Annotated in this window: 12 protein-coding genes; 5 read left to right on the forward strand and 7 right to left on the reverse strand. The window is 44.7% G+C overall.

The window, feature by feature from the left end; genetic code table 11:
• Nucleotides 1-83: 83 nt before the first annotated feature.
• Both JRG66_RS09525 and JRG66_RS09530 read right to left on the reverse strand, forming a co-directional pair.
• Complete coding sequence (locus JRG66_RS09525; protein ID WP_265162539.1) at nt 84-1001, reverse strand: GYDIA family GHMP kinase; 918 nt, start codon at nt 999-1001, stop codon at nt 84-86.
• On the reverse strand, nt 1001-2344 hold the full coding sequence (locus tag JRG66_RS09530; RefSeq protein ID WP_265162540.1) for a hydroxymethylglutaryl-CoA reductase, degradative: 1344 nt from the start codon (nt 2342-2344) through the stop codon (nt 1001-1003). Before JRG66_RS09530 ends, JRG66_RS09525 begins: the two co-directional genes overlap by 1 nt.
• A 179-nt stretch (nt 2345-2523) precedes the next feature.
• Here JRG66_RS09530 and JRG66_RS09535 point away from each other — a divergent pair, with 179 nt between their 5' ends.
• The 4 genes from JRG66_RS09535 to JRG66_RS09550 all read left to right on the forward strand — a co-directional run bounded on the left by JRG66_RS09535 (nt 2524) and on the right by JRG66_RS09550 (nt 8755).
• The gene (locus JRG66_RS09535; RefSeq protein WP_265162541.1) at nt 2524-4725 is read left to right on the forward strand and encodes a S9 family peptidase; all 2202 of its coding nucleotides are present in this window, start codon (nt 2524-2526) and stop codon (nt 4723-4725) included.
• Nucleotides 4725-6320, forward strand: a complete 1596-nt coding sequence (locus tag JRG66_RS09540) for a peptide MFS transporter (protein ID WP_265162542.1) — start codon at nt 4725-4727, stop codon at nt 6318-6320. The genes JRG66_RS09535 and JRG66_RS09540 overlap by 1 nt, the downstream gene beginning before the upstream one ends.
• Entirely contained in the window at nt 6320-8107 is a 1788-nt protein-coding gene (locus JRG66_RS09545; protein ID WP_265162543.1) for a peptide MFS transporter, read from the forward strand. Before JRG66_RS09540 ends, JRG66_RS09545 begins: the two co-directional genes overlap by 1 nt.
• 96 nt (nt 8108-8203) lie before the next feature.
• Nucleotides 8204-8755, forward strand: a complete 552-nt coding sequence (locus tag JRG66_RS09550; protein ID WP_265162544.1) for a thioredoxin family protein — start codon at nt 8204-8206, stop codon at nt 8753-8755.
• A 191-nt stretch (nt 8756-8946) separates the two neighbouring features.
• Here the strand turns inward: JRG66_RS09550 and JRG66_RS09555 are convergent, their stop codons facing one another.
• From JRG66_RS09555 to surE, 5 genes are all read right to left on the reverse strand, one after another.
• Nucleotides 8947-10881, reverse strand: coding sequence for a ComEC/Rec2 family competence protein (locus tag JRG66_RS09555; RefSeq protein ID WP_265162545.1), 1935 nt, complete (start codon nt 10879-10881; stop codon nt 8947-8949).
• 118 nt (nt 10882-10999) lie between these two features.
• Nucleotides 11000-11551 carry a C40 family peptidase gene (locus JRG66_RS09560; RefSeq protein WP_265162546.1) on the reverse strand — a complete coding sequence of 184 codons (552 nt, stop codon included), beginning with the start codon at nt 11549-11551 and terminating at the stop codon, nt 11000-11002.
• Nucleotides 11548-12666, reverse strand: a complete 1119-nt coding sequence (lpxB, locus tag JRG66_RS09565) for a lipid-A-disaccharide synthase (protein ID WP_265162547.1) — start codon at nt 12664-12666, stop codon at nt 11548-11550. The genes JRG66_RS09560 and lpxB overlap by 4 nt, the downstream gene beginning before the upstream one ends.
• Before the next feature lies 1 nt (nt 12667).
• Nucleotides 12668-12949, reverse strand: a complete 282-nt coding sequence (locus JRG66_RS09570) for a hypothetical protein (protein WP_265162548.1) — start codon at nt 12947-12949, stop codon at nt 12668-12670.
• Complete coding sequence (gene surE / locus JRG66_RS09575; RefSeq protein ID WP_265162549.1) at nt 12942-13724, reverse strand: 5'/3'-nucleotidase SurE; 783 nt, start codon at nt 13722-13724, stop codon at nt 12942-12944. Before surE ends, JRG66_RS09570 begins: the two co-directional genes overlap by 8 nt.
• Before the next feature lie 145 nt (nt 13725-13869).
• On the opposite strand from surE, the gene JRG66_RS09580 reads away from it, so the two are divergent.
• The gene (locus JRG66_RS09580) at nt 13870-16002 is read left to right on the forward strand and encodes a carboxy terminal-processing peptidase (protein WP_265162550.1); all 2133 of its coding nucleotides are present in this window, start codon (nt 13870-13872) and stop codon (nt 16000-16002) included.
• Nucleotides 16003-16300 lie beyond the last annotated feature (298 nt).

Below are 16300 nucleotides of genomic sequence, written 5' to 3' on the forward strand. Positions count from 1 at the left end.
TGTTTTAGAAAGGCTTTTTTTGTTTGATGCTGCCGATTAATTTCTTCGGAAGAAAACTTCTTCCAGGGAGATAGTAAGGCTTGTTATAAGATCATTTCAGAATAAGGAAGAATGCTGCTGTAGCCTTTACTCCTGAAGTATTCCATATCTTTTGCTGTTCCCGTGGCCAGAACAAAATCCCCGCCCCATCCCCCAAGGCTTTTCACGGCCCCCGGGTAATCGGGAAACAGCCGGCTTTTCACTTTTTGAAGCCCCACCAGCTGTGAAATGACGTTTTCGTGCACTTCCAGGAGCATTTTAAATTCCAGGAGATCTGTGGCGTTGATAAGGCTATGGCTAAGTGCCGAAATTTTTTTAATGGCGGTGCCTAAAGTTGTTTTATCCTGCTGCCTGTAATGGGCTATGGCTTCGCGGCTGTTCTGTTTTTGATTAAGGTGCACAAAAAAGAGCTGCTCTTTAAAGGGAGGATCAAAAGAAGTCTTTAAAATGCTATTTTCGGAAGGCTGTTTCTCGAAAGTCACAGGCGTTTGGTGGATCGCCACGGCTATGTCGTACCCGCTGCCCCCAAAAGTGTGCTGCAGGAGCTGGTAAGCATCAATTTTGAGCCATTTGGCAAGGTTCGCGATAAGGGTGGAAGAAGTTCCGAGGCCCCAATCCCTTGGAAAGTCCAATTTTGTGCTTATTTCAAAGCCGCCTTCAGCAAATACCTGCGGAGCCATTTTCCGGGCAAAAAAAAGTGTCTGAAATAGCATTTTTGACACCTCATTTTTGTTGTGTTTCTCTGGCACTTCCGAAGCAATCAGGTCTGAAATTTCAAAGCTGTCCTCAAACCAGGTGTTTTGTTTGTGATCAAGGCTTTTCCAGTTGATTACAGGCGCTCCTATTTTTGTCACTTCCAGGCCCTGCCCGAATTTTGTGGGCAGGGCAAAGGCTGTGGCCCCGTTGAGCACAACATATTCCCCGCTTATCAATAATTTTCCGTGGCTGTGGAAGGTCTCCATTAGCTTCTCAGTTTTTCAATTTGCTGCTCTACCGCACTGTGTGAAACATTGTGGTCCTTAAAATAGGCTGTGAGCACTTCTTTTTCTTGTGCCGTGGCCTGTAGCTGGTTGAGAATGTTCATAAGGTGCATTTTCATGTGCCCCTGCTGAATGCCGGTGGTGATTAGGGATTTTACTGCGGCAAAGTTCTGTGCCAGCCCGGTTACTGCCACTATTTTCATAAGTTCTTCGGCTGATGGTTTTTGTAAGATCTCAAGAGCGATCTTAGAAAGCGGGTGCAGTGCCGTGAGGCCGCCCACCGTGCCCAGGGCCAGCGGAATTTCCAGCCAGAACCTGAACTGCCCGTCCTGCACCTGGGCGTGGGAAAGACTGCTGTATTTTCCCTCTTTTGAAGCATAGGCGTGGATGCCGGCTTCTACTGCCCTAAAGTCGTTTCCTGTTGCCAGTACTACTGCGTCAATCCCGTTCATGATTCCCTTGTTGTGGGTCACCGCACGGTAAGGTTCGGCTTCGGCAATTTTAAGTGCCCGCACAAATTTTGAGGCGAAATCTTCCCCGCTCATCCCGTGGTCGGCAAGTTCGGTTAGGGGGCAGGAAACCTCGGCCCTCACAATACAATCGGGAACATAGTTGGAAAGTATGCTCATCACGATCTCAACCTGCTTTTCGGCAGCATCAAAAGCTTCGTGCGTTTCAGCTTCTGCTTTAAAAGTTTCAGCAAAACGCTCAAGGCACGAATTGATGAAATTTGCACCCATAGAGTCTTTGGTCTCAAAAGTGCAGTGCAGCTGGTAGTAACCGGCCAGCAGGCGGGTTTTGTTGCGCAATTCCATATTCATTACTCCGCCGCCGCGCTTCTCCATGTTTTTGGTGAGTGGGGCGACCGCTGCAAACAATTTCGGCTTTATTTTACTGAAGAAATCTTCCAGTTTTTTCGCATCCCCGGTGTACATGAAATGCACCTGGCCAATCTTTTGGGTTCCCAGAACTTCGGCTTTAAATCCGCCGCGCTTGCTCCAGAATTTAGCTGCCTTGCTCGCAGCGGCAATCACCGAGCTTTCTTCTATGGCCATGGGGATGGCATAAAGCCTGTCATTGATAAGAAAATTGGGGGCGAGCCCAAAAGGCAGGTAGTAATTTGAAAGGGTGTTTTCTGTAAACTCCTCGTGGAGTTGTTGCAGGCTGGAGTCCGGGTTCCAGTACTGGGTTAAAATCTCTCTGGCATCCTTGTTATTGGCCAGGTATGTCTGGCTAAGCCATTCAATTTTTTCCTCTTTTGACAGTTTGGAAAAGCCCGAAATAAGTGTGATCATTATGTGAAATTTGAGGCTACAAAGATACAATTACTGCAGGAAACGCAGCAGCATGTAAAAATTCTGAAGCAAAGTGTAAATAAATTGGGTGATCACGGATGATAAGTAAGGTTTGAATATTAACATCTCCTTATGATTTAACAGCCTAAAGCCTGTTTTTTAGCCGAATTTTTACTAAACTTGGCAAGCAAATTTTTTAAACGCAAAAAATGAAGTTGACCTACGGGTTTTTAGCCCTTTTTCTTTCGGCTACAACGGTACTCACTGCGCAGAAAAAAGCAATTACACTTGAAGACATTTGGGGAGGAACATTCCGGCAGGAACGAATGGAATCCCTGCAGTCCCTTAACAACGGGGACGAGTATGTGGTGCTTAATTTTGATCGTAGTGCAGGCACATCAGCCATAGATGCTTACTCTTACAAGACCGGTGAAAAGACAAGAACTATTCTTAACAGTAAAGATCTTGAGGACATCCAATATTTTTCACAATATGAATTTAGTGAAAATGAATCAAAGCTGGTGCTGGGCACAGAGATAGAATCTATCTACAGGCATTCTACCCGCGGGATCTTTTATGTTTATGACCTGCAGACCAAAGAGCTGAAAAAGATTTCCGAAGAAAAAATTAAAGAGCCCACCCTGTCTCCACAAGGCGAAAAAGTGGCCTATGTTTTCAAAAATGACATTTTTGTAAAAGAACTTTCTTCGGGCGAAGTCACTCAGGTGACCAAAGATGGCGAAATGAACAGGATCATCAATGGGGTGGCCGATTGGGTTTATGAAGAGGAATTTTCGTTTGTGCGCGCTTTCCAATGGAACAAATCTGGTGAGAAAATAGCCTTTTTGAAGTTTGATGAAACTGAAGTGCCCGAGTTTTCTATGGATGTTTACGGGCAGGATCTTTATCAAACCCAAACTGTTTTTAAGTACCCGAAAGCGGGTGAAAAGAACTCAGAAGTAAGTCTGCATATTTACGATCTTCAGAAAAATACAACTTCAGATGTCAACCTGGGCGATTACGAAGATTTTTATATTCCGCGTATAAAGTGGACCAATGATGCTAATATTCTGAGCGCACAGGTTTTGAACCGCCACCAGAATGTGCTTGACCTCATCTTTGTTAATGCTGAAGCAAATAAAGCTGAAGTAGTGCTTACCGAAACCGACGAAGCCTACGTAGATGTGACCGATAATTTGACATTTTTGGAAGATAACAGCTTTATCTGGACAAGTGAAAAAGACGGCTGGAACCACATTTACCTCTACGACAAGAACGGTAAACTGAAAAACCAGGTGACCCGCGGGAACTGGGAAGTGACCAATTACTACGGCCTTGACCCCAAAACAAAAACTATTTTTTATCAGAGCACCGAGAACGGAAGCATTAATCGCGATGTGTTTTCGGTAAAGACCAATGGCAGAAGTAAAAAACAACTTACAGATAAGGTAGGGCAAAACAGTGCCGACTTTAGTGCCGATTACACTTACTTTATCAATACCTACAACAGCGCCACCACGCCTTACGAATTCACTCTACACCTTGCAAAGAACGGAAAACTGGTTAGGGAGATCCTTAACAATGAAGAACTGCTGGAGGAAATGGCCCAGTACCAGATCGTCCCCAAGGAGTTCTCGACCCTTGCGGTAAATGGTGTTGATCTCAACATGTGGATGATCAAACCTGCCAGTTTTGACCCTGAGAAAAAATATCCGCTTTTTGTAGCCCAGTATTCGGGTCCCGGGTCTCAGGAAGTTGGGAACCGCTTTAACAGTACCAATGATTACTGGTATCAAATGCTTGCCGGGAAAGGGTATATAGTGGTGGGGATTGATCCTCGCGGTACCGGATTTAAAGGAGCAGCCTTTAAAAAGGTCACTCAAAAAGAACTAGGTAAGTACGAGGTTGAAGATATTATTGAAGCCGCAAGAATTCTGGGAGCGAGAGATTACATAGACGAAGAAAATATGGGGATCTGGGGCTGGAGCTATGGAGGCTTTATGTCATCTAATGCCATTCTTAAAGGCAATGATGTTTATAAAATGGCGATTGCCGTTGCGCCGGTGACCAGCTGGAGGTTTTATGACAGCATATATACAGAGCGGTACATGACCACCCCGCAGGAGAACACTTCGGGTTATGATGAGAATTCACCCATCAACCATGTGGAGAAACTAAAAGGAGACTACCTGCTTATTCACGGTACCGGAGATGACAATGTGCATGTTCAGAATAGCATGAGAATGATTGAAGCCCTTGTACAGGCCAATAAGCAATTTGACTGGGCAATTTACCCAGACAAAAATCACGGGATCTATGGGGGCAATACACGTTTACATTTGTACACGCTCATGACAAATTTTATTGAAGAAAATTTAAAAGTTAATCCTAATATCAAATCATCCCTATAATGGCACAGGCAACAACAGCACCGCAAAGACGAGAATTATTTGGTCACCCGGTAGGTCTTTATATATTATTTTTCACTGAAATGTGGGAGCGCTTTTCCTACTACGGAATGCGCGCCATTTTGGTACTTTACCTTGTTAGTGCCACCCAGGGCGGAAATGCCGGATTGGGCTGGACCAACGCAGAGGCCTTAGCTCTTTACGGCTGGTATACCATGCTGGTCTACGTGGCTTCTATTCCCGGGGGTATTATAGCTGATAAGCTGCTGGGTCAAAAAAAGACGGTTTTGTGGGGTGGAATAATTTTAGTGGCAGGTCACGGAATTTTGGCAGTTGAAGAAATGTGGGCTTTTTACACCGGGCTCGGTTTGATCATTGCCGGGGTGGGAATGCTAAAACCCAATATCTCTACCATGGTGGGAGGCCTCTACAAAGAAGGAGACATACGCCGTGATAAAGGATTTACCATTTTCTATATTGGGATCAATCTTGGGGCATTTCTTTCAAGTTTAATTGTAGGTTATGTGGGAGAAAATATTGGATGGCACTGGGGCTTTGGGCTTGCCGGAATAGCCATGGCATTAGGGCTCCTCGTTTACCTGTGGGGTCAAAAATACCTTGTAGAAGTAGGTAACCTGCTCTCAAAAGCCGAAAGGGATTCGGGTGCTTCCTTTGGCGGGATGTTCAAAGATCTTTTTAAATCTCCGCTACAGTTAACCATCACTGCAGCATTGCTTATAGGGTCTATTTATTATCTTCTTGCTGTAGATGTAGCTTACGGCTTCCTTTTCATATTCCTTACTTTGGTTACTGCCATGATGCTCATGGTTTATAAAGATCTTACTACCCAGGTGATGAAAGACAGGTATGTAGTCATGCTGCTTTCTTTTATCCTGGTAATTGTGTTCTGGGGGGCTTTTGAGCAGGCAGGTGGACTCATGAATATCTATGCCCTTGAAAAAACCGACAGGTTTTTACCCTTTAGCCTGCCATTGATAGGCAACGAAGTTCCTGCTTCCTGGTTTCAGTCTCTGAACGCCCTGTTTATTATCATTTTTGGGGTTGTAGTTGCCAATTTCTGGGCAAAAAGAAAACTCAAAAGCAAAGAAGCTTCTTCAATTTTTAAGATGGCTATAGGGGTTATCATCATGGGACTCGGATTTGTTTTCATGGTCTTTGCCTCAATGGAATTTCAGAATAATGGAGCTTCGGCGATGTACTGGCTGGTACTTGCTTATCTCTTCCATACCATTGGGGAACTTAGTTCTTCCCCCGTTGCACTGTCATTCATCACCAAACTTGCTCCTGTAAAATATGCGTCTTTAATGATGGGGGTTTACTTTGCGGCAACAGGTCTTGGAAATAAGGTTGCGGGAATTGTGGGAGAATTCTCTTCTGAAGCTGGAGACGGAACCATCTTTATGGGTATTACCATCTTCACTGTGGCTTTTGCTATTCTTGTACTTTTAATGCTTAAGCCTCTTAAACGCCTTACTCACGGGGTTGAAGATGAAGAGAGGGAGTTACCACAACAGGAGAATTTTGAACTTGGAGATGAAGATGTTGTAGATAGAGAAGAAACTAAAAGAAGAAAATAATGGCAGCAACAGTTCCTGCGGCAGAGAACGATTTCTTTAAGTCAAAAGTTTTAGGCCATCCCGCCGGCCTTTTTGTTCTTTTCTTTACTGAAATGTGGGAGCGCTTCTCGTTCTACGGGATGCGGGTGCTCCTCATCAACTTCCTCACCATGGCAATTGTGGGGGTAGATAATCCCGGTTGGGGCTGGAGCGCAGAGAACGCAGGTGCCCTTTTTGGGACCTATGCAGGTTTACTTTACCTTACCCCTATAGCGGGTGGTATCATTGCCGATAAGATCACCGGCTACCGCTGGGCAGTGGTGATTGGTGCTGCAATTATGACCCTGGGCCACGCCTCTATGGCTCTCGAAACAGAATTTTCCCTCTATTTTGGCCTTGCTTTGCTGGTTATAGGAACAGGTTTCTTTAAGCCCAATATTACCTCGATTATTTCTGAAATGTACGACGGCAAACCCGACAAGAAAGATGGGGCTTACACCATTTTCTACATGGGCGTAAATGCCGGGGCTTTCTTCGGAATGATGTTGTGCGGCTACCTGGCCGAAAGGGTAGGATGGAGCTGGGGCTTTGGCCTCGCGGGAATTTTCATGTTCCTGGGAACCCTTCAGTTCTGGCTGGCAAAACCTCTTTTTGGAAACATAGGTGGAGTGCCCGATAAAGCCAAATTAGCTGAAGAAAAAGCAAAAGAGGAAGCTTCGGGGGTTAAAGATCATTCTCACAATCCATTTACATTGTTTGATAAGATCCTTGTGGTGGCTACTTCAGTTATTGGTTTGTTGTATTTGATCAACGATCCGGTGTCCAGGATAGCCAACCTAAACCTTCTGCCTGCAGTAATGCCTTTCGATTTTCAGGGGGAGCCTTTTTCGGGGCCACTGGCCTTAGCCTTAATTGGCCTGGTACTATTTCTTGTACTGGTCATCTCGCGTATCTCCAGGTATGCTAAAGTGGTGCGCGACAGGTTAATAGCGGTAATTATTTTCGCTTTTTTCACGGTGTTCTTCTGGATGTCTTTTGAACAGGGCGCCACCTCCCTAATTATCTTTGCGCGTGATTCTGTAGACAGGGTACTGGTAGGTGCGGGTGCCACGGTCTTCAATGTTTTCAACACCCTGCTTACGGTGGTGCCGCTCATGATTATCACCTGGGTTTTGTATTTGTTGTGGAAACAGACTTATAAAAGAGTACTGGGTTCTAACATCGTTCTGGTTATTTGCTTCGGAACAATCTGGGCAATCGTAATTTGGATGCTTGTAAGGGAATTCCAGGGAGATGCTACAGAAATCACTGTTTCCTGGTTCAGTATACTCAACTCTTTCTTTATTATTGTCTTTGCTTCTTTCTTCTCAAAATGGTGGGAGAGCAAGTACAATCCTTCTGCTGCCTGGAAGTACAGTTTCGGTTTGATACTTCTGGGAATAGGATTCGGCCTGCTGGCATTTGGTTCAAGCGGGATAGCCGAAGGAGCTAAAGTGAGCATGATATGGCTTATCCTCGCATACCTTTTCCATACGCTGGGCGAACTCTGTCTTTCCCCGCTCGGGCTCTCTTATGTGAGTAAGCTTGTGCCGGCAAGGATGATTGCCTTTATGTTCGGGATGTGGTACCTGGCAATTGCGATTGGGAACAAACTGGCCGGTTCTTTTGGAGGAATGGTAGACGAGATCACCCAACAATACAGCCTTTCTACCTTCTTCCTGATTTTTACAGTAGTGCCTATTGGTGCCGGAGTTTTAGTGGCGCTGCTAAACCCACTTCTAAAGAAATTGATGCACGGGGTGAAATAAATTCCTCCCTAAAATGCTATTTTTACGCCCTCATTCCTGAGGGCGTAGTTTTTATGAAAATTCGGAACGACTATTGCTAACAGACAAAGAAAAAGTATGAAGAAAATTATTCTTAGCCTTAGTGTCTTCCTTTTTACGGCCTCTGCCATGCTGGGGCAGGAGATCAAGTGGATGAGCATGAACGAAGCCCTTGAAGCTCAAAAGAAAGCGCCAAAAAAGATCTTTATGGATGCCTATACCACCTGGTGTGGCCCGTGCAAGATGCTCGATAAGAATACTTTTTCCAATAAAGACGTCATTAATTACATCAACCGGCATTATTATCCCGTAAAATTTAATGCTGAAGGTACCGAGGAAATCCATTACCTGGGCATGTCTTTTAAAAACCCCAATTACGACCCCAATCGCAAAGGCCGTAACAGTCAGCATGAATTTGCCAGCGCAATGAAGATCACCGGCTACCCCAGTCTGGTATTTTTTGACGAAGAGGCCAACCTCATAGGGCCAATTCCCGGCTACCGCACTCCGCACCAGCTGGAGTTGTTCTTAAAGATGTTTGTAGGTGAAGATTACAAGAAAATTACCAGCCCCGAAGCTTTCCAGGACTATTCCGCGGCTTTTGAAAATGAATTCAGCGTTTCAAATTAATTTTTTTTGAATCGAATTCAGGAATAATCCAGCCTGTTTTTAAGGTATGGAAGGGCTGTTTCTGAATATATATTCCTGGTTCTTGCAGCCTACCTGCCGTTAGGTAAGCGAAGGGTACTTGTTTCTCTTCCCGGCCAACACTGTATTTGAATATAGAATTTCGCCTCGCAGTTTAGAATTGTGAGGCTTTTTTATTCAAGGATATAAGCCCCGTCTTCACCGGTGTAAAAGAAAGGAATGTGCTTTGCTTTGGCAGTTTTTTTCCACTTTTTAATGACTGAAGGATAATTGCTGCCGTCGGCGATGATGGCTGCAGGTTTGAGATTCATTAAAAGACGTTCCAGGTTAATCCCGGGAGCACCTGTAAGCAGCAGGTGGGTGTTAAAAGGCGTTTGCTTCGGAAGAAAACCGCTGCTGTCAATGAGCATCAAAAAATGCCCTTTTTGAAGATATATGTTTTTAAGCGGCGCTTCCCTTATCTGCTGAAGGTCTTCTCCTACCATGAAATTTTGTAGCAATTTCAGGTCTTTTGCAGGAGATTTCAGGTTATGGTACAGCATCAGCTGGTCATTATGTTGTGTTGCTACCAGGCTGCTTCGGGATTTGTGAAATACGATAAGCCGGTTCTCCTGTCTCACTTCCGAAGAAATATAAACCGATTGCAGGATGATTGCTGAAATAAGAACGGCTAGAAGCCTTTTATAGCCGAAGCTTTTCCATAGCAGGAATGCGGTGAAGAGAAAGAGGTACCAGCTTAAGACTTCAGCTAAACTGAAGCCAATGTCTTTGAAGAGGAATTGTTCGTGCCCGGCAATCCAGTCTACCGTTTTAATTAGGATTTTGATGATGATTCCGTAGGTTTCAGCAATAAATGAGGGCAACATATCTACAAGAGCTAGAAAGATCACCAGTACGCCCATTATAAGGATGACGCCCAGAAAGGGAAGGATGAGCAGGTTTGTGAGAAAGAAGAGCCCCGGAAACTGGTGGAAATAGTACAGGCTTAGCGGCAGCACCCCAAGTTGGGCCGCCAGAGTAACGCTTAACAAATCCCAAAAGTATTTTAGAATGCGGTTGGCAGGCGTGTAAAGCCTGTTGAGCAAGGGCTGAAAAAGCACAATAGAAAGCACCGCGAGGTAGCTCAGTTGAAACCCCACTTCAAAGATCCATCCCGGTTTAACCAGCAGGAGCAGGAGCAGCGAAAGGAAAATGGAATTTAGCGTGCCGGTACGCCTTTTAATTTCCAGGCCCACGGCAAGAAAGCTGAACATGGTCACCGCCCGCACCACCGAAGGCGAAAGCCCCGCCAGTACCGCAAAGCCCCAGAGGCATAAAATGACCAGGAAAGTCTTTAAAAATTTGCCATTTTTGAGACCGGTAAGAGGTTTGAAAAGCCAGTGTAACATCAACATAATGATCCCCACGTGCAGGCCCGATACCGCGAGGATGTGAATGGCACCTGCAGCTGCAAAATTATTGTAGGTTTGCGCTGAAATATCCTGTTTTTGACCCAGCAGCAGCGCCTGTACCAAAGAAAGTTCGTCCTGTTCAAAATGATGTTTTTTAAGGGCAGCACTTATTTTACGGCGCCAATTTGCCGCACTTGTTTTTAGCCCGGATTCTTTTTTCTGTAATTTTTTAAAAGTACCCTGGCGAAGGTTTGCCTGTCGCCAGACCCCTTTTCTGTTCATAAAGTCGGCATAATTGAACTGGTGCAGGTTGAGAGGTGGGGGAACGGGCGTTAAATCGGCAGAAATGAGCAGCTGCTCACCTTCCAAAAATGGCTTTTTTAGGCTGTCTTTCGGAAGTAGTACAAGCAGCTTTCCATGCGCAGATTTTCCGTTGACTGCGTTCACTTCAGCAATATATTTATCGCTGAAGGCGTCGGGTTTTAAGGTTTCGAGAATACTTAGCTTCAGAAAGTGGGCTTTTTCCGAAGAAATCTTGTGAATGTAGTGCTGTGGCTGGTTTTGTGGGAGGTGCAGGCTTGCTGAAAAGATTCCGAAGAGGAAAAAGAGGAGGGCGGTGCTGCTTCCGAAGAAAAGATCGGGGAAAAGCAGTTTTCGGGCTCTAAAATAGGCCAGGAGAAATAATAAGATTCCCGGCAGCAGTGCCAGAAATGCCATTTTGAGAGGTAGTTACAGGAAAAAACCGCTGCATATTCCCAGCAGCAGCAAAATGCTAAGTCTGATAATGGCGGTGTTCAAATTATTATGTGTGAGGTGGTTAGCCTAAGATAATAATTTAAAGGATGCGGCGAGCCATCACAAAATGCTCTTTCCAGTAATTTTCATTGAGTGCCGAAATAATGACGCCGCGCGAGGAGCTGGAGTGAATGAAGAAAATATTGTCCTGGTCAAGTTCTACTACCAGGCCCACGTGGTTGATGGCTTTTTTGCGCCTGTCGGTCTTAAAAAACAGGAGGTCGCCCAGCTTTACATGGCGGAGTTCGAGCTCATCACCCAGGAGCGCCATATCACGTGAAGAACGCGGCAGTTCAATGTTATTTTCGAGGAAACAGGTATAGACAAGACCCGAGCAATCCATACCCTGAGGCGTGGTGCCGCCGTATTTGTATTTTGTGCCAAGAAACTGCAGGGCGTAATCGATGATGCTAAAAGTCTCTTCTTCGGCCTCTTCCATCACTTCTTCAGAAGTGTCATAAAAATCGGGAATCTGGGCATAATCAATCTTTTGCTCTTCAATTGTGGCTTTATTCCCCAGTGCAGATTTGCGTGCCCCGCAAGAAGTGAGGGTAAGGATAAGGGCCAGCAGGGTGAACCTCAAAAGCTTCATTGGGCAGAAATCTTTTGGTAAATTAATTCGGCAGTTTTTTCACTGGCGCCTTTACCGCCAAGCTTTTGTTCCAGTTCGTGGTAATCGGAAAAGATCTTTTTCCGGTTCTCTTTATCGAGAATTTTGGTGAGTTCTGTTTTTAGATTTTCGCGGTTGAACTCGTTTTGAATAAGTTCTTTTACCACCTCGCGATCCATAATGAGGTTCACCAGTGAGATATAATCGAGTTTGATGATGCGTTTGGCGATCTGGTAGGAGATAAAATTGCCTTTGTAGCAAACTACTTCGGGCACTTTGAGCAAAGCGGTTTCAAGAGTGGCAGTGCCCGAGGTTACCAGCGCAGCCGTAGATATTTCCAGCACATCGTAGGTGCGGTTCATCACAAGGTGCACGTTTTTCTTCTTGATATAGGGCCGGTAAAAACTCTCTTCCTGGCTGGGCGCGCCTGCGATAACAAACTGGTACTCTTTAAAGTCATTGGTTACACTAAGCATGACCTCCAGCATTTTGGAGATTTCCTGTTTCCTGCTTCCGGGAAGGAGGGCGATTATTGGGCGGGCATCGAGTTTGTGCTCAGCTTTGATCTTTTCAGCCTGCACGGGAGGTCTTCCGGCTATCGCATCTATGAGCGGGTGGCCCACAAAATTGACTTTAAAGTTGTGCTTCTTTTCGTAAAAATCTTTCTCGAAAGGCAGGATCACGTACATCTCGTCAATATCACGCTGAATGTCTTTGATCCTGTTTTCTTTCCATGCCCAGATTTGAGGAGAAATGTAGAAGTGGGTTTTGTAGCCTTCCTTGCGGGCCCATTTCGCGATGCGCAGGTTAAACCCGGGATAGTCCACAAAAATGATAACATGAGGCTCCCATTTTTTAATGTCGTCCTTACAAAATGAAATATTGCGAAGAATGGTGCGCAGGTTCATGAGCACTTCAGCAAACCCCATAAATGCGAGGTCGCGGTAGTGCTTCACCGGTGTACCGCCTTCCTGTTGCATGAGATCTCCGCCCCAAAACCTGAACTCGGCCTGGGGATCGGTCTTTTTGAGGCCTTTCATGAGATTTGCCGCATGTAGGTCTCCCGAAGCTTCTCCTGCAATAATGTAATATTTCATATCAACTAAGCTTTATTACTGCAATAACAAGTGCGGCGAGAATTGAAGCCATCAAAACACCTCTTGCCCTGTACGTGGCTTCCCTTTTTATAAAATAAAAGAAAGGCAGGAAATTCAAAATGGCGCCCGCTGTAATGAGTGTGCCAATAAAGCCGCCGCGCATAGATTCCTGAAGGGTTTCCCAAATGGGCAGATCAGAAAAAATGAGGATGTAAATGAGCATTCCAACCAGATTGGCTGCAATACCTGTTACAAAACCCAGTAAGATCTCTTTCCTAATCATTCAGTTCCCAGGAATTTAGATCGCTCAGAAATTGATGTGCCGTAAGGTCAAACTGAACCGGTACCACCGAAACATACCCCTGGGAAAGGGCATATTCATCGCTGTCTTCGCCTTCGTCTTCGTTCACAAATTTTCCCGTTAGCCAATAATAATCGCGCCCCTGCGGATTTGTTCTCTTATCGAATTCTTCTTCCCAGCGCGCCTTTGCCTGCCTGCACACTTTAATCCCTTTAATTTCTGATTCGCTTAGCTTTGGAAGGTTCACATTTAAAACCACTCCTTTTGGAAGCCCGTGTTTAAGCACCTGCCTGGTAATGCGTTTTACAAACTTCTTACAGGGTTCAAAATCGGCATTAAGCGAGTAATCGAGTAAAGAGAACCCAATGGCCGGTATGCCTTCAATGCCGGCTTCTACCGCGGCACTCATGGTACCCGAATAGATCACATTGATAGAAGAATTTGAGCCGTGGTTAATACCGCTCACACAAAGATCGGGTTTGCGGTGAAGGATCTCCTGGGTGGCGATCTTCACGCAATCGGCCGGTGTGCCCGAGCAGCTGTATTCTTTATGCTTGTAGGTTTCCTTGACCGTAATTTGATCACAAAAAAGAGTGTCGCTAATGGTGATGGCGTGGCCCATGCCACTTTGAGGGCTATCGGGTGCAACCACAATCACGTCTCCCAATTGCTTCATGACCTCTATAAGGGCTCTAATTCCGGGAGCCGTAATTCCGTCGTCATTGGTTACTAAAATGAGCGGTTTTTCCTGAGACATTATGAAAAATTTATGGCTGCTAAATTAAATTAATTTCTTGAGGAAAGGCTTATATTCGTAAATTAACAAAAAAGAAGAAAACTGTGGAAGTTGGCATAGTTTTTACTGTAGTACAGGTATACTAATGATGAAAATAAAAACCATAATGAAAAGGAACTATAAGCTACTCGTGCTGGTCTTGCTGTTTGCCGCGGCTTCTTGCAGCTTTACTACCAAGACATTCAATGACCCCAATAAAGATAAGACCCTGATTGAACTAATTTCTTATGTTCTAAAAAACGGGCATTATGATGCCAAAGAGGTAGACGATTCCTTTTCTTCGGAAGTTTATAAAGATTACCTAGAGGCCCTGGACCCTCTAAAAAGGTACTTTTATGCAAGTGATATAGAGGAATTCAAACAATATGAAAACCTTATTGACGACCAGATAAAGAACAGCGAGATCAGCTTTTTTGATCTTACCCATACCCGACTTTTAGAGCGAATGGCTGAAGCTGAAGAAATCTACAAGGAAGTTCTCGAACAACCTTTTGATTTTGACCAACAGGAAGTATTGGATACCGATTACAGCAAGCGCGATTACGTTAGCTCAAAGAAAGAGATGAAGGAGAGGTGGAGAAAACAGCTTAAGTTTTCGGCTATTTCCAACTTCTACGACAAGAAAAAAGAGCAGGAAAGAGAACTTGAGAACAATGCCGACTACGTAGCCAAATCTGATGGCGAGCTTGAAAAAGAGGCGCGTGAATTGACCAAAAACTCGCTCGATGAGTACTTTGACTTCAGTGATGACCTTGAAAGAAAAGATTGGTTTTCAGTATACGTTAACGCCATTGTGGAAGAATTTGACCCGCACACTTTTTACTTTGCCCCGCAAGACAAAGATCGTTTTGATATGGCCATGAGCGGTAAGCTGGAAGGTATTGGAGCCCGTTTGCAAAAGAAGAACGATAATGTAAAGATTGTTGAAGTGATCTCTGGCGGACCGGCCTGGAGAGGAGAAGACGTAGAAGTGGGTGACGAGATCATTAAAGTGAAGCAGGAAGATGAGAAAGAGCCTGTGAGCGTGGTGGGAATGCGGCTTGACGATGCCGTAAACCTTATTAAAGGGCCAAAAGGATCAAAAGTAACCCTAACCCTTAAAAAGGTTGATGGTACTATCCAGGAAGTAGACATTATTAGAGATGTGGTAGAGATCGAAGAGACCTATGCCAAGGCTGCGAAAGTAGAAAAGGATGGGCGCTTGTATGGAGTGATCAACCTGCCCAAGTTCTATTTTGATATGGAAGATTATTCTGAAAGAAATGCAGCTTCCGACGTTAAACAGGAAATTGTAAGACTTAAGAAAGAAGGCATGGATGGGCTGGTGCTTGACCTGAGAAACAACGGTGGCGGATCTCTTAAGACAGTAGTGGATATAGCCGGATTGTTTATCAAAGAAGGCCCCATTGTACAGGTGAAATCTAAACTTGAAGGGCAACAGGTTCTTGAAGATACAGATTCCTCAATTTTATGGGACGGTCCTTTAGTGATCCTTGTGAATGAACTTTCTGCCTCGGCTTCCGAAATTCTTGCAGCTGCAATGCAGGATTATAAGAGAGCGGTAATCATTGGAAGTAAACAAACCTACGGAAAGGGAACCGTACAAAACGTACTTGACCTTAACCGATGGATCAAAAATAATGACCTTGGTGACCTTGGAGCTCTAAAGATCACCACTCAAAAGTTCTACAGGGTGAATGGTGGTTCTACCCAGCTTGAAGGTGTGAAAAGTGACGTTGTGGTGCCCGATAGGTATTCTTTTATTGACATAGGTGAGAAAGATCAAAAGAATCCGTTGCCATGGGATCAGATCGAGGCAGCGTCTTTTGAAGAGTGGAACGGGTATATCGATTTTGAGGAAACCCTTTCAAACAGTCAGAAGAGAATGGCCGAAAATGAACATATTGACTTGATAAGGGAGAATGCCGAGTGGATCAGGGATCAGCGTAACAGCACAACATTCTCGCTTAACTATGCTGAATACAGCAGGGAAATGGAGCTGAACGAAGAGCAGGCTAAAAAATTTGATAAAATTTCTGAATATGAGTCAGATCTTAGCTTTGAATCCCTGCCTTATGAAAAGCAGATGTTTGAAGTAGATACCGTACTGGCCGAAAAAAGGGAAAGATGGCACGAGAGCCTGAAGAGTGATATCTATATGGAAGAAGCGGTGCATGTACTTGAAGATATGAAGATGAACAACATCAAGAAATCTGGTCTTGCCGATATTAAGAAATAAACGCAGGCATACAGGTTATTCAAAAAGGGCTTTTTAAAGGCCCTTTTTTTATGGCTTCTTTTTCAGGGCTCACCCGTGCAATAAAAAAAGACGCTCCCGGTATAAGAAGCCGGTAAAATGCCTTAAAGAGGTCACTTCAGGTGGTTTACAGCAGTTTCGGGAGCTCAGTTGTGAAAAAAGAGCCTGATCCTGATTCAGCCAAAAAACAATTTTCCCGGACTTGAACTCTTCAGAATAATTCAGTAGTAAAATGCCTTTTTTGAGAGGTGCAGGTCAGGTCCTTATCAGGGCTGTGCGT

The sequence above is a fragment of the Salinimicrobium tongyeongense genome (assembly GCF_026109735.1).
Lineage (GTDB): Bacteria > Bacteroidota > Bacteroidia > Flavobacteriales > Flavobacteriaceae > Salinimicrobium > Salinimicrobium tongyeongense.

Excerpts from the sequence above, each read along its gene's own strand:
- JRG66_RS09580 (WP_265162550.1), top strand. The coding sequence starts at position 13,870 with ATGAAAAGGAACTATAAGCTACTCGTGCTGGTCTTGCTGTTTGCCGCG.
- JRG66_RS09535 (WP_265162541.1), top strand. The coding sequence starts at position 2,524 with ATGAAGTTGACCTACGGGTTTTTAGCCCTTTTTCTTTCGGCTACAACG.
- JRG66_RS09555 (WP_265162545.1), bottom strand. The coding sequence starts at position 10,881 with ATGGCATTTCTGGCACTGCTGCCGGGAATCTTATTATTTCTCCTGGCC.
- JRG66_RS09550 (WP_265162544.1), top strand. The coding sequence starts at position 8,204 with ATGAAGAAAATTATTCTTAGCCTTAGTGTCTTCCTTTTTACGGCCTCT.
- surE (WP_265162549.1), bottom strand. The coding sequence starts at position 13,724 with ATGTCTCAGGAAAAACCGCTCATTTTAGTAACCAATGACGACGGAATT.
- JRG66_RS09525 (WP_265162539.1), bottom strand. The coding sequence starts at position 1,001 with ATGGAGACCTTCCACAGCCACGGAAAATTATTGATAAGCGGGGAATAT.
- JRG66_RS09540 (WP_265162542.1), top strand. The coding sequence starts at position 4,725 with ATGGCACAGGCAACAACAGCACCGCAAAGACGAGAATTATTTGGTCAC.
- lpxB (WP_265162547.1), bottom strand. The coding sequence starts at position 12,666 with ATGAAATATTACATTATTGCAGGAGAAGCTTCGGGAGACCTACATGCG.
- JRG66_RS09545 (WP_265162543.1), top strand. The coding sequence starts at position 6,320 with ATGGCAGCAACAGTTCCTGCGGCAGAGAACGATTTCTTTAAGTCAAAA.
- JRG66_RS09560 (WP_265162546.1), bottom strand. The coding sequence starts at position 11,551 with ATGAAGCTTTTGAGGTTCACCCTGCTGGCCCTTATCCTTACCCTCACT.
- JRG66_RS09570 (WP_265162548.1), bottom strand. The coding sequence starts at position 12,949 with ATGATTAGGAAAGAGATCTTACTGGGTTTTGTAACAGGTATTGCAGCC.